The 13236-nt window shown below is 45.2% G+C and carries 11 protein-coding genes; 9 read left to right on the forward strand and 2 right to left on the reverse strand.

Going from position 1 to position 13236, the window contains the following annotated elements; all coding sequences use genetic code 11:
* Positions 1–54 precede the first annotated feature (54 nt).
* The 4 genes from R7Z41_RS07380 (at position 55) to R7Z41_RS07395 (ending at position 4603) form a co-directional block, all read left to right on the forward strand.
* Entirely contained in the window at positions 55–1059 is a 1005-nt protein-coding gene (locus tag R7Z41_RS07380) for a response regulator (protein ID WP_005373466.1), read from the forward strand.
* Positions 1059–1496, forward strand: a complete 438-nt coding sequence (locus tag R7Z41_RS07385; protein WP_005373463.1) for a PAS domain-containing protein — start codon at positions 1059–1061, stop codon at positions 1494–1496. Before R7Z41_RS07380 ends, R7Z41_RS07385 begins: the two co-directional genes overlap by 1 nt.
* An 86-nt stretch (positions 1497–1582) precedes the next feature.
* Positions 1583–3124 (forward strand): NAD(P)H-hydrate dehydratase, encoded by a 1542-nt coding sequence (locus R7Z41_RS07390; RefSeq protein WP_225477470.1) that lies wholly within the window; start codon positions 1583–1585, stop codon positions 3122–3124.
* A 435-nt stretch (positions 3125–3559) separates the two neighbouring features.
* Positions 3560–4603 (forward strand): GMP reductase, encoded by a 1044-nt coding sequence (locus tag R7Z41_RS07395; protein ID WP_005373458.1) that lies wholly within the window; start codon positions 3560–3562, stop codon positions 4601–4603.
* 618 nt (positions 4604–5221) lie between these two features.
* Here the strand turns inward: R7Z41_RS07395 and R7Z41_RS07400 are convergent.
* On the reverse strand, positions 5222–7366 hold the full coding sequence (locus tag R7Z41_RS07400; protein WP_206970295.1) for a TonB-dependent receptor: 2145 nt from the start codon (positions 7364–7366) through the stop codon (positions 5222–5224).
* 142 nt (positions 7367–7508) lie between these two features.
* Here R7Z41_RS07400 and R7Z41_RS07405 point away from each other — a divergent pair, with 142 nt between their 5' ends.
* The 5 genes from R7Z41_RS07405 to R7Z41_RS07425 are packed head-to-tail and all read left to right on the forward strand — an operon-like array spanning position 7509 to position 12060.
* Positions 7509–8468 carry an ABC transporter substrate-binding protein gene (locus R7Z41_RS07405; protein ID WP_206970292.1) on the forward strand — a complete coding sequence of 320 codons (960 nt, stop codon included), beginning with the start codon at positions 7509–7511 and terminating at the stop codon, positions 8466–8468.
* Positions 8452–9435 (forward strand): FecCD family ABC transporter permease, encoded by a 984-nt coding sequence (locus R7Z41_RS07410; RefSeq protein ID WP_206970289.1) that lies wholly within the window; start codon positions 8452–8454, stop codon positions 9433–9435. The genes R7Z41_RS07405 and R7Z41_RS07410 overlap by 17 nt, the downstream gene beginning before the upstream one ends.
* Positions 9435–10397: a FecCD family ABC transporter permease gene (locus R7Z41_RS07415; protein ID WP_206970277.1), complete on the forward strand. Its 963-nt coding sequence runs from the start codon at positions 9435–9437 to the stop codon at positions 10395–10397. Before R7Z41_RS07410 ends, R7Z41_RS07415 begins: the two co-directional genes overlap by 1 nt.
* Positions 10397–11200: an ABC transporter ATP-binding protein gene (locus tag R7Z41_RS07420; RefSeq protein WP_206970273.1), complete on the forward strand. Its 804-nt coding sequence runs from the start codon at positions 10397–10399 to the stop codon at positions 11198–11200. Before R7Z41_RS07415 ends, R7Z41_RS07420 begins: the two co-directional genes overlap by 1 nt.
* Positions 11200–12060, forward strand: a complete 861-nt coding sequence (locus R7Z41_RS07425) for a (2Fe-2S)-binding protein (RefSeq protein WP_206970268.1) — start codon at positions 11200–11202, stop codon at positions 12058–12060. The genes R7Z41_RS07420 and R7Z41_RS07425 overlap by 1 nt, the downstream gene beginning before the upstream one ends.
* 153 nt (positions 12061–12213) lie before the next feature.
* Here R7Z41_RS07425 and R7Z41_RS07430 read toward each other — a convergent pair whose 3' ends face one another.
* A complete protein-coding gene (locus R7Z41_RS07430) occupies positions 12214–13188 on the reverse strand; it encodes a peptidoglycan DD-metalloendopeptidase family protein (protein WP_065275203.1) in 975 nt (324 codons plus the stop codon).
* Positions 13189–13236: the final 48 nt, after the last annotated feature.

A 13236-nucleotide genomic window follows, 5' to 3' on the forward strand; every position in this document is an offset into this window, starting at 1 on the left:
TGTAACAATCTGTTAGACTCCGGCGCAGATTGTGGAATATAAAAAGGTGATTGAATGTCTTTTCCCGTACTCATCTGTGATGATTCAGCGTTAGCACGCAAACAGATGGCGAGATCACTACCAGCCACATTGAATGCCGATATTACGTTTGCTATCCACGGAAAAAACGCGCTAGAAGAACTCGAAAAAAACGAGTTTAAATTGATGTTTCTTGATTTGACCATGCCAGAAATGGATGGCTTTGAAACACTAGAGCACATGCAACGGTTGGGGGATAAAACTCCGGTGGTTGTTGTGTCGGGGGATATCCAACCTAAAGCGAAAGAGCGCGTGTTCGCACTGGGTGCAAAAGCGTTTATTCAAAAACCGATCGCCAAAGATGAACTCAAGAAGGCGCTTAAAGAGTTGGTCGAGCCAGAACCTCGTCCTCAAATTATCACGCCTGTCTCTATTGAGTTACCGATTTTACGTCGTCGCGATATTTACATGGAAGTGGCTAACGTTTCAATTGGTCGAGCAGCCGATGCATTGGCGCGTCACTTTGATGTGTTTGTGCAACTACCTCTGCCGAACGTCAATATCTTTGAAGTGAGCGAACTTCACATGGCCCTACGCGACTTGGCGTCGCATGACAACGTATCGGGTGTTTGTCAGGGATTTTGTGGCGAAGGTATTGCTGGCGAAGCGCTAGTGATTTTGAGTGATTCAAGCGTATCTGATCTCAAAAAGTTGATGAAAGTACCAGCAGACAGCGAAGAGCTAGAAGAGCTTGAGCTGCTAATGGATATTTCTAATATTTTGGTGGGGTCGTTCTTAAATGGTTTAGGCGAGCAGTCTGAAGTCCGATTCTTCCAAAGTCCACCGGTACTCCTTGGTCAGCACATCTCAATTGACTCGATCATTGAATCTACAACTGGAGCATTCAGCCGCACGATGACATTCGAAGTGAGCTACAACATTGAAGGAACGTCGATTCGTTGTGACTTGTTGTTTATGTTTGTGGACGAATCCTTGCCGCTGCTTGATAACAAACTGTCTTATCTAATGGAGGAGTTCTAATGTTGAATATGCCAGCAGAGTTTGAACAATTCCATTGGATGGTGGATATGGTACAAAACGTTGACATGGGCTTAGTGGTCATTGATCGAGATTACAATGTACAGGTCTGGAATGGGTTTATGACTCATCACAGTGGTTTGCAGTCTCATGATGCGATAGGTCGTTCTATATTTGATATCTTCCCTGAAATCCCACAGGAGTGGTTTAAATTAAAAACAAAACCAGTGTATGACCTAGGCTGTCGCAGCTTCATCACATGGCGACAACGACCTTACTTATTCTGCTGTCGCAATGTTCGACCAGTTACGCAGCAAGCGGAGTTTATGTACCAGAATGTTACGTTGAACCCAATGCGCACACCGACTGGAAAAATCAACTCGTTGTTTTTGTCTATACAAGATGCGACGGCTGAAGCTCTGATGTCTCAGAATCAATAGCGATAAAAAACTTTCTCAAAAGCCAAGGTCCGCCTTGGCTTTTTTGTATACTTATAATTGTGTTTCCCAATGCGTAGAACGTGAACATGGACTTTAATCTCGCCCTAAAACTCTACACCGCAGAGCAAGTAAAAAACGGTGAAACGCTGGCTGCGCAAATGGCTGGTGTTTCTATGTATAGCTTAATGCAACGCGCTGGTATGGCCGTGTATGAGCGCTTTTTACATCTGTATCCTAAATCAAAAAATATCTTAGTGATTTGCGGTAAAGGGAATAACGGTGGCGATGGTTACGTATTTGCATCTCTTGCGAAACAAGCTCAACTCAATGTACATGTTTTCCAAATTGGTGATGTATCTGCGCTAAAAGGTGATGCTTTGCGCGCATACCAAGATTGGCAGTCAATCGACGGTGTTAACAATGATTGGGATGAATGGAATACCGCATTGTTAGAGGCAGATGTGATCATTGATGCCATGTTAGGTACTGGTTTAAGCGGTGAGGTTCGTTCGGAGTATCGTCGCTATATTGACCAAATTAATCAAATTCATACCCCTGTGATTGCAGTCGACGTTCCTTCTGGTCTGTGTGCTAATACAGGTGCAGTTTTAGGTGATGCTATTCGTGCCGAGCATACAGTAACCTTCATTGGGGTTAAGCAAGGCTTATGCACTGGACAAGCGAGAGATCGCGTTGGCGAGCTCTACTTTTGTGGTTTAGGCGTCAATACTAAGTTTGATACTATCGAAGTAGAAAGTGCATTAGGTATTGATCATCAGGTTGTTTCAAGATTAATGCCCAAGCCAAATCCAACGGTCCATAAAGGTGACAACGGGAAGTTGCTTTGTGTTGGTGGCAACCAAGGGATGTCTGGGGCGATTCGTTTATGTTCCTCCGCAGCGATTAGAACCGGAGCGGGTTTAACTGCCGCAATTACTCACACGAGTAGCCTTATTCCACTGCAGGTTGGTTGCCCAGAAGTAATGAGCCAGAGCATCACCACTAACTTGCTCAGGGATACTGAGAACGACTTAACTAAACGCATACGCTGGGCTGACGTATTAGTGTTTGGTCCTGGCTTTGGAGATGATGAGTGGGCTTATCAAGCCTATCAATATCTGGCTCAAGAGCAGAAACCTAAAGTTGTTGATGCTGATGGCCTCAATATTCTAGCGATGCTGAGCCAGCGATGCGATGGCACTCTAGTGTGCGACAACCATCGAGTGATCACGCCGCATCCTGGAGAGGCAGCTCGACTACTAAATGTAACCATTCAACAAATAGAAAGTGACCGATACTCTGCTGCAAGACAACTGCAAGAGCGTTATGGCGGTGTAGTGGTTTTAAAAGGCGCGGGGACGCTTATTTACGATGGAACGAGAATGTACGTCTGTCTAGCGGGTAACGCCGGAATGGCGACGGGGGGAATGGGAGATGTGTTATCTGGAGTCATTGGTGCATTACTAGCCAAAGGTTTACCAATTTCTGTTGCCGCACGTTTAGGTGTGGTACTTCACAGTCATGCTGCTGATATAAACGTGAGTCAGAATGGTCAAATTGGTCTTTTGGCAAGTGATGTCGTTAGCACTCTTCGTACCGCTATCACCCAAGAGCTCTATCGAGTTTAATTAGATTTCATGCATTGCTGAGAAAATTCGTCGATTTTTTTGAGTACTTTTTTCGAATTAGCAGGGCATCTTAGTATTAGGTGATTGAGTTTTAGGCAGATTTGAGAGGTGATGCGTTTTCATTTTAAAGGGATGACGCAAAGGTTTGCGCAAGAGGTTAACTTAAACGTTTTCTTAAGTTGTTGATAATTATAAATAATGAGAAAAAATAACGACTTGAGGAGTGTTTTTGATATGCGATTATCAAGATGGTATCACAAAAAAAATTCAAATATCAGACTTGTAGGAAATAAATCACAGCCTATAATGCTGAAAACCGGAGCGTCTGCCAACGCTCCGGTTTTTTTGTGTCCGAAGAACAGTGAACTCGTCTGCCAACGAAATCACTACGCACTCTGAGATGACACATATACATATGAATCAAGGAATTACACAATGCGTATCGAACAAGAACTTAAGTTAGGTTTTAAAGATGTACTGTTTCGCCCGAAACGTTCTACCCTTAAGAGCCGTTCTCAAGTAAATTTAACCCGCGATTTTACATTCAAGCATAGTGGTCGTCAATGGTCTGGTGTGCCAGTAATCGCAGCAAACATGGATTCGGTTGGTAGCTTTGCAATGGCTAAAGCCCTGGCTGAGCATGGTGTAATGACCGCTGTTCACAAACATTACACGGTAGAAGATTGGGCTGAGTTTGCTAAATCAGCAGATAAAGTAACCATGAATAACGTTATGGTGTCTACTGGGACATCTGACGCAGACTTCCAAAAAACCAAAGACATCATGGCACTTTCAGATGAATTTATTTTCATTTGTATCGACATTGCAAATGGTTACTCAGAGCATTTGGTCGAGTATGTTGAACGCGTGCGAGCTGAGTTCCCAGACAAGGTCATTTCTGCAGGCAACGTGGTTACTGGTGATATGTGTGAAGAGCTAATCCTAGCTGGTGCAGACATCGTTAAAGTGGGTATCGGCCCAGGCTCTGTATGTACAACTCGTGTAAAAACGGGTGTTGGTTACCCGCAGCTTTCTGCAATCATCGAGTGTGGTGATGCAGCGCACGGCCTTGGTGGCATGATCGTCGGTGACGGTGGCTGTTCTTGTGCGGGTGACGTAGCGAAAGCATTCGGTGGTGGCGCGGACTTCGTAATGCTAGGTGGGATGCTAGCGGGTCACGAAGAGTCAGGCGGCGAAGTGATCGAGAAAGACGGCGAGAAGTTCATGAAATTCTATGGCATGTCGTCGAAGAGCGCGATGGATAAGCACTCAGGTGGTGTCGCTGGCTACCGTGCGGCTGAAGGTAAAACCGTATTATTGCCATACCGTGGTAGCGTTCACGGCACTATTCAAGACATCCTTGGAGGCGTTCGCTCAACATGTACATACGTAGGTGCAGCAAAGCTTAAAGAGCTAACCAAGCGTACTACATTCATCCGCGTTCAAGAACAAGAGAACAACGTGTTCGGTAAAGAGTAAATCGACTGAATGTAACAAGTGTAAAAGCAACCATATATTGATATTTGGTGCAACCATAATTTGATATTGCCTCTTCATAAGTCTATTGCTTTTTAAGTTTATGACATTTTTGAAGGGGCTATTTTATATCTGCTTTAGGATGAAATACCTAGCTAAGTGAGTTTGTTTAACACTTCTATCATGGCGTAGGTTTTTCCAACTTGAGCATTGTAATTTCTCAAACTTAACTAAGCGGCAATGAAAATACATGCTTAACCATAGGAGCCATCGTAATCGCTAAGTCATTAAATAGGCGAGGTCTTCCAGGTTGGTTCCCTTGCTTGATTTGCTTCCATAGCTGAACAGTCTCTTAATTAAAAATGTCCGTTAACAGCGGGTGATTAAAGCTTGGTTGTTGTGTTTCCAATTGGTTGTTCTGTAGCGAGACTGGCTATTAGCCTAAGTATATGAGTGAACTTAGCTGCTCAGCTCATGGGTTGAAGATTTAGTTGCCTGATTTAGGAAACAAAGCTAGTACCCGGCACTAGTTTGAATTTTAAGGTAATAAATCACGAATATAACAGTAGAAGTGAAAGACATGCGCTTAATCTGATTAAGCGCATTTTCTGTGTTTTAAGTTTAGTATTTCACTTCGTAGTTCAAGTGGAAGCGACGACCCGGTGCGTTGTAGTAACGTGAGTTGTTACGCTCTGATTGCGCGTACGCCGTCATGTAGTCTTCGTTGAATAGGTTTTCAACAGCGAAGCTTAACGTACCGAACGGAAGATCGTAGTCCACACCAGCGTTTGCAACGAAGTAGCTGTCTACTGCGTATTTCGCGCCAGAAGTGATTTCATCTTCTTTATCACGGTTGCCTGAGTAAACCAGCGTCATGTTGTAGCGACCGAATTCGTAAGCGTCGTAACTGATAACAGACGTTACTTTCAATGGTGCGATACGCGTGCCGTCTAGTGGTTCCCAACCGCTGTCTTCGTTAAGTTTACGCTCACCTTCTTGCCAAGAGATCGTGCTGTCTGTACGAAGGTTAGCAAGAATGCTGTAACCAAGCGTTGCTTCCGCACCCCAAACTTTTTCTGGTGCACGAGTACTTTCTAGCGCATCGCCGGCTTCGTTTACGTTCAGTGTCGAACCTAGGTCAGATTCGCTGTAGAACGCTGCAAGAGAGTAGTCCGCTCCACCAAGGAAACCGCGCACACCCACTTCGTAGTTGTCAGTAGTAATTGGCTTGATAGCACCTTCAACTGTTGAGCTGTTGCCAGAACGAATGTCACGTAGTGCTTCGTTCGTTGACATACCTTGCGCGAAAGATGCAAACAGCTGGTGGTTGTCGGTCAGATCGTGTGTCACACCAATGTTGAATAGGAACTTGTCAAAGTACGGATCACCGCCTTGAACTTGATCACCTGCATTGTTGTGCGTGTTACCTACCGTGAAATCATCCACGCTTAGGCGAACGTACTCGTAACGGATACCGTAAGAAAGAACCGTGTTATCGCTTACATCAGTAATGAACTGTGCGAATGGTGCGATAGCAAATTGCTCTACATCCGGTGTGTTGTTGTAGAAACCGACGCTGTTTGGCTGTTTGAACGACTGTTGTTCAACGTCCATACCCCAAGTCACGAATGCCCAATCAATTTGGCTAGAGATGTTGGCTTTCACGCCGAAACGATCAAAATCTGTCTCGTTGTGGCCGTATAGCGTTTGACCAAAGGTTGGAGAATTTGGGTTCTTGTCTTTCATCGCAAGCGTGAACGTCTCAGTATCTTGAGCCATCCAGTAACCCGTTACGTCGAGCATACCTAGGCTAAAGCCCAGATCTTGGTAACGTGCTTGGTAGTTAGCGAACGTACGTGTCACGTCATTTGGTTTCGCGCCATCTTTGCCTGCAACGCCGTTGTTGTAACCTGGGCCACAGTGAACCGCTTCTGCAGGTTTGCCGTTAGCTGCATCGCCATTCGCTGCACACCAGCCGTCGTTGTCAGTAATGTTACGAACGCCAACAGTCAAAGTCAGTGAACGATTTTCGTCGATGTTACGGTTCCAAACGCCGTTTACGTTTAGGTTGTCCATGTCATCTTCGTTGTTTACCGAAGGTAGGCGGTCACCGTTAGCATCGTAGCTGCCGCCACGTTGCTCGTAACCCAGACCTAAACGCCATTGATCTTTCTTATCACCGCCAGTCGCTTCTTGGTAAACGTTCCAAGTGAACGCATCGCTACCAAACTCTTGGAAGCTTGTGCCAACTTTAGTGCGATATTCTACTGCGCCTTCTTCTGGCATTTTGGTGATCACGTTGATGATACCGCCCTGTGCGCCAAGGCCGTATACCGCAGAACCACCGCGGATAACTTCGATACGCTCAACGTTTTGCGGATCAATCGCCGACAACTCTTGGCCAAAATCTAGGAAGCTGTTGTTTTGTGCAACACCGTCAATCAATAGCAGAACGCGACGACCACGGATTTGGTTTTGACCTTTGCTGCTCAGGTTACCGTGAACAGAAGTCCCCATACCTGGAACCAAGGTTGAAAGCACATCGTTGATGCTGCGGCTTTGGTTCAATTGAGATTGAAGTTGTGCTTGGTCGATAACGGTCACAGAGCGAGGAACGTCGTTAAGCAGCTGTTGAGAACGGCTTGCGGTAACAACCATTGTTTCCATTGCTTGGACTTGGTCGTTACTTTCCGCTGAAACGCCGAAAGGTGAAAGAGTAATTGCACTTACCACTGCAATATTTAGCTTAGATAGTTTGAGTTTCATAACTTCCTGCAACTAAAAGTTGTCTTTTATAAACTTGTTAATAAATTGATTTAGCTAGCGATTATTGAGCACTTTGTAATTACGTGGTAGTCTAGCACGCAAAGAAGTAATGTAAATATCAATAATTATCATTTGTAATTTAATGGGCAATTTTACAGCAGTCGTTATCATTTCAATAATTAGCCAAATGCTGTCTATTCAGCTTGCTTATGCAAGTAGGTTAAGCGCATCAGTTGTCGATGATCTAGACCATACTATTTCGACGTCGAATGTGACCCATTTCCCGCGTGTTGCAAGCGTGTCTACTTTTGGTGCAGAGCTAGTAATAGCAATGGATGAGAAGCCTGTTGGTGTATCCGATTATCCTGGTGGATTTCCTCCTTATCTTTCTGCTTTAAATGACGTGCCAAGTCTTGGTAATCGTTCAAGAACCAGCTTTGAAGCTTTGTACGATGCGAAGCCAGATTTGGTTGTTGGTTTGGGGCGAATGTTAGAGCCTTACTATCAGCGCTTCGTCGAAATCGCACCGCCTCTCGGTTTTGATTTGATTACTTTAGAAGACAGTTTTTCTGCGGTAGAGCGTGCAAGCATGGCAATGGGGCGAGAAGAGCAAGGGAAATCACTAAATATGTGTTTTCAGACTTTTCTTGATGAAATGCAATCAAAGCTCGGTAATAGACAGTTTTCTGGTTTATTTCTTACAAGTGCAGGCGTCACTCCGCGAGCATACTACTCACACTTTATGTCCGTTGCTCTTATGGAAAAATTGAATATCCGAAGTGCGAATGGTGACTCGCCGTACGCGACGAAAACGCCTTTTTCTGGGCAAGTGGGTCTTGAGTGGTTGGTGAAACTCGATCCCGATGTGATTTTTATGTACCAGAACGCCGAGCCACAATTTACCGAATCGAAAATTTGGCAAAGCCTAAAAGCGGTGAAGAACAATCGAGTTTACTTGGTTGATATGACATGGCGAGAGCCAGAAGGGCCACTTTCACGAATTTGGGTCGCGATGGATATCGCCCACAAAGTGTATCCCGATCTTTTCCCTGCGCCTTCTGTTGAACGAGTTTATGAGGTGATCAATGGCTCATGTTCTTAGGATAACCAAACCAAGTGCGGTGATGGTTCGCAGTTTGGCGACGGCTTTGCTGCTAACAGTGGTTTATGCGTCTTTGTCGAGTGGCATTTACCATTTTGATGCGCAGCAAATCATGGCGTTTTTGATTTCTGATTCAAGCAACCAAGCATCTTTAGTGTTTTGGGAACTACGTTTACCTCGCACCTTAATCGCACTCTTGGGTGGGGCGGCGTTGGCGGTATCCGGCTCGCTCATGCAAGACATCGTTCGCAACCCGTTAGCGTCTCCAAACCTGACCGGTGTGATGTCTGGCGCTGCGCTTAGCGTGTTAACGGCGACCATGTTCTTGCTGTCATTGCCAACGTTGTTTTGGGGGATTGTAGGTGGTTTGCTTGGCGGTGCCATTACCTTATCCATTAGTTGGAAACAGGGCGTCACACCAGCGCGTTTGGCGTTAGCTGGCATTTCCGTGAGTGCGTTTTGCCAAGCAGCGGTGACCTACATTCTTCTGTCGGATCGCGTAGACAGTGAGTCACTGTTTTTCTGGTTAACGGGCAGTAACGCAGGCGCGAATTGGTCGGTGTTTACGCCGCTTGTTTATACCGTCATTCCTGCGTTTATATTGCTTGCGGTGACACATCGACAGCGTGGTTACTTACTGCTGGATGACACCGTTGCTCGTGGTCTAGGTATCGCGATTAACCGTTATAGATTGGCGTTTGGTTTTGTCTCTGTCGTGCTTACTGCGGTTGCGGTTGGTGCATTTGGTCCTGTCGGTTTTGTTGGCCTTGTTGCCCCTCATCTCGCTCGCATGATGGGGTTGGGACTTGGCGGTGCAGCTTTGATTGGTGCGGCACTCGTTACCGCAGCAGATCTCCTTTCTCGAACCCTGCTTATGCCGTTGGAAATTCCGATTGGCGTCATTACCGCGACTTTAGGTGCGCCTTGGTTTCTTATGTTGATTGTTCGTGAGCTGAGAGGGAAATAATGAAAACGCGTTTCTTATTCCCTTGCTTGGCTTTGCTGGTGTTCGCTCCTGCACTGTTTATCGCTTCTAACCCAGAGCTTAGACAAGCAGGTGAACTGTTTATTACTCGCGGTACTTACCACCCATTTTGGTCGCTAACGTTACCAAGATTTTTGCTGGCGATTATGGCGGGTATGATGCTGGCAGTATCCGGCTTATTGCTGCAAACCACCCTCAAAAACCCGTTGGCAGACAGCGGTATTTTAGGGGTGAACGCTGGTGCTTCTCTTGGTGCTGTTTGTGCGATTTTGTTGCCCGCTTGGTTTAATTGGAATATCACCACAGAAAGCGCGTTGCTGCTGTTTTCAATGGCGGGTGGTTTGCTCAGTGCGATTCCTGTTTTGATCGTTAGCCGAATCGGAAATACCAGTCTCACTCTACTCACAGGTGTAGCGATCACGGCGATTCTTGGCGCGTTGAGTTCGGCGCTGATCTTCACTATTGGTCAGGGTAAAACCGACATCGCATTGCAATGGATGGCGGGTGGTATGTATGGACGAGGTTGGGAGCAAGTAAGTTATCTTCTGCCTTGGTTCTTGGCCTGTTTAGCGTTCATTGTTTTGGTGTATTTGCCATTGAAATGGGTACGCTACGATGACGCGATTTTGCGTGGCATTGGTATCAACGGTGCTCTGCTGCGTTTGGGGATTCTTTTAGGTACGGTATTTATTACTGCACCTGCCGTTTCAGCGGTTGGGCCGATTGGTTTTGTGGGATTGGTGATTCCGCACATTGCACGTTTGCTCAGTGCGAATGAGCCTTTGCGAACCATGTTCACGACGTTGATTTTCGGCGCTGGCTTCCTCGCGCTTTCAGATGTTTTAGCCAAACACTTACTGTTCCCAACCGAAATTCCAGCGGGCGTGATTACCGCACTGCTTGGTGTGCCATTTTTCCTCTTCTTGTTAAGGAAACACTCATAATGACCCTATCTTCAAAAGGGCTTGAAGGGCAATCGCTCACCTCAGGCTACAACGATACGATGATCTTGAGCGATGTGAACATCCGTCTTCAAGAAGGTAAGGTGACGGCGTTCATTGGCCCAAATGGGTGCGGTAAAAGTACGCTGATGAAGACCTTAACCGGTGCGATAAAAGCGAAAAAAGGCGACGTGACTTTTAAAGGCAAAGCACTTAACCAATGGAAGCTTAAAGATCTCGCTAAGCACATTGCGATTCTGCCTCAACATCCTAAGGCACCAGAAGGTGTCTTGGTCGAGCACCTTGTTGCGCTTGGTCGTGCTGCTCATCGCAAGTGGTATCAGGGCAACAGTGAGCGTGACCAAGAAGTGATTATTGAGTCGCTTGCTTCTGTCGGGTTGGCTGGTTACGAAAAGCGTGTAGTGAGTACGTTGTCGGGCGGTGAGCGTCAGCGCGTTTGGCTGGCGATGTGTTTGGCGCAAGAAGCTCAGTGGTTATTGCTGGATGAACCAACCAGTTATCTCGATTTAGGTCACCAACTCGAGTTACTTGAAGTGCTCGATAAGTTGAACAAGGAACGCAACTTAACCATCGTTTATGTTCTCCATGAACTCAGCCAAGCTGCGCAGTTCTGTGATGAACTGGTACTAATGAAAAAAGGTCAGATCTTAAAACAGGGGGCGCCTTTGGACGTGCTTACTCAATCGACCCTTGAATCGGTGTTTAAAGTGGAAGGAAAAATGGAAGTCATTGATGGCTACGTTTACTGTTTACCAAAAGCTTATGTTCGTGAGGAAGTGCGTTAATGGAAAACCTGTTTAATCAGTTTCGTACTTTAGTGTCTTTGCCTGAGAATGTTAAAACGCTGAGTGTCAGCGAGCAGCAAGCCATCTTGAATCGACACGAACCTTTCTTCCGCTTACGTTTTGCTGAACAGCCGAAAGGCATTAAAGCCAGTGAATGGTTTGAGCGTGAGTTTCCTGCTGTTGTGCAAGATTACGCAGATTCTATTGAGGCGAAATTGCCATTTGCCGTGCCGATTTGGCAGAAAGTGTTCAACGCGATTTTGCTGACGTCGCTGGTTGGTCACCGTGTGGTGTTTGATCGTGTGTTGCAGCTAACACTCGATGACCTGTATCTGAGCATTGGTGAAGACCATCGTGTCGCAAGCATTGAAGTGTCGAGTGCAATCCCTTTCTTTGCTCTTGAGGCTGGCAACGAAAACGCGATGCAAGTGGAGTCAGAACTGGCTTTAGATGAGAAACTTGCGCAAGTCATTACGACGCTCTCGGAGCCATTGGTGCCGTTGTACAAAAAGCAGAAAGTTAGCCCGAAAGTGTTTTGGGGGAATGCCTTGTACGCGTGTGATTTGGCGTTTTCTAAACTTGCGCATCAACCATTAGCCAATGACAGGTTAGATCTAGACGTGCAAGCGGCATCAAAGTGGCAGCAAAACCTATTTAACGCGGTAACACCAAAAGGCGGTGAGTTAAACACGGTAAAAAAGGTGACCTTTAATGGCTTTCAAAAGCTCTACGTGAGACGAGAAACGTGCTGTCTGAAATACAAAATTGAAGGCAAAGAGAAGTGCTCAACCTGTAACTTGCACGATTCAGAAATCCAAGAAAACATCATGCGTATGAACATGCTTGGGTTATTTCAGTAAAATCGATAAATTATCATTTTTTATTGACCACATGTAATTTCAGTAAAAGTCGCTTATTTGAAAAGGTTTTATGTGATTTAGAGCAAAGTTATGGTCTACTGTAGTTGCGGATAAATGGCAGTAGGAAGAATACACGAATCGAAGTGACTGTTGTTACCTATTTGACTGCTCATACCGTTGCCATTCCGCTGTTAACTCTGCTTTTTCTTTTCTCGCTGCAATCAGCATTTCTATATTTACGTCAGCGTTTGGGTGCCTTTGAATGTATCGCTCGTAATCAATTGGAATACCATTGATGTGCAGTTCAAGGTGTAAATGCGGCCCTGTTGTTCTTCCTGTGTTACCCGTTTTCCCTATCACTTGTCCTCGGCTGATCTTCTCACCAACATGGACGTTGCGCTGAGATAAGTGTAGGTAGCGTGATACAGAGCCATTTGTGTGGCGGATATTAATGTAGTTGCCGGCAAAACGGTTGTAGCGGGACTTTAAAACGATGCCATCAGCAATACTACGAATCGGTGTACCTACAGGTGTGGCATAATCAGTGCCTAAGTGCGGAGTCGTTATATTGGTCACTGGATGTGTTCGCTTTAAGTCATAGTCAGAGCTCACTCTGTAGTTTTTATCAAAGGGTGAAGAAAACATGAACTGATTATTTATCGACACACCATGCTCATCAAATACGTTACCGTGACCATCATTGATAATAAATAAATCAGTTTTACTGCCTAAATAGTAAAAAGAACTAATGTAAGTTTCGTTTTTACTATTTAATTTAGTTCTTAAGATAAAGTTATCACCTCTTTTAATAGAGTCAATAATATTAAACTTGCTTTTGATATGTGCTAATAGCAAGTTGATCTCTTTTTGACTCACTCCTGATTTTAATAATGAAGCGACAAAAGAGTATTCAACAACACCGATAGTGATTTTTTGCCTACGAGTATTCTTATTAATTGGTGGCTGCACATTCTCACTTTCGAATTCTAAAGGCTTGATGGTAGGTAGCCTATCCACAGGAGTGAGGAAGTAGTGAGAAAGCGATACGCTAATCAATATGATTAACGCAGTAGTGATAAGGGCTACGGTAGGAGCTTGCACACTCCTTTTTATTATTAAAATAGTCATTAGTTTTGTTGGTTTATCAATACTGACAGTTGTGCGTAGAGTATAATA

Origin of the sequence: Vibrio sp. 1457, from assembly GCF_033340195.1 — a bacterium.
GTDB lineage: Bacteria > Pseudomonadota > Gammaproteobacteria > Enterobacterales > Vibrionaceae > Vibrio > Vibrio alginolyticus.

What these genes read in the sequence shown, in the direction of transcription:
- R7Z41_RS07395 (WP_005373458.1), top strand. Translation starts at nt 3,560, where the DNA reads ATGCGTATCGAACAAGAACTTAAGTTAGGTTTTAAAGATGTACTGTTT.
- R7Z41_RS07405 (WP_206970292.1), top strand. Translation starts at nt 7,509, where the DNA reads ATGGGCAATTTTACAGCAGTCGTTATCATTTCAATAATTAGCCAAATG.
- R7Z41_RS07400 (WP_206970295.1), bottom strand. Translation starts at nt 7,366, where the DNA reads ATGAAACTCAAACTATCTAAGCTAAATATTGCAGTGGTAAGTGCAATT.
- R7Z41_RS07415 (WP_206970277.1), top strand. Translation starts at nt 9,435, where the DNA reads ATGAAAACGCGTTTCTTATTCCCTTGCTTGGCTTTGCTGGTGTTCGCT.
- R7Z41_RS07385 (WP_005373463.1), top strand. Translation starts at nt 1,059, where the DNA reads ATGTTGAATATGCCAGCAGAGTTTGAACAATTCCATTGGATGGTGGAT.
- R7Z41_RS07380 (WP_005373466.1), top strand. Translation starts at nt 55, where the DNA reads ATGTCTTTTCCCGTACTCATCTGTGATGATTCAGCGTTAGCACGCAAA.
- R7Z41_RS07430 (WP_065275203.1), bottom strand. Translation starts at nt 13,188, where the DNA reads ATGACTATTTTAATAATAAAAAGGAGTGTGCAAGCTCCTACCGTAGCC.
- R7Z41_RS07390 (WP_225477470.1), top strand. Translation starts at nt 1,583, where the DNA reads ATGGACTTTAATCTCGCCCTAAAACTCTACACCGCAGAGCAAGTAAAA.
- R7Z41_RS07420 (WP_206970273.1), top strand. Translation starts at nt 10,397, where the DNA reads ATGACCCTATCTTCAAAAGGGCTTGAAGGGCAATCGCTCACCTCAGGC.
- R7Z41_RS07410 (WP_206970289.1), top strand. Translation starts at nt 8,452, where the DNA reads ATGGCTCATGTTCTTAGGATAACCAAACCAAGTGCGGTGATGGTTCGC.
- R7Z41_RS07425 (WP_206970268.1), top strand. Translation starts at nt 11,200, where the DNA reads ATGGAAAACCTGTTTAATCAGTTTCGTACTTTAGTGTCTTTGCCTGAG.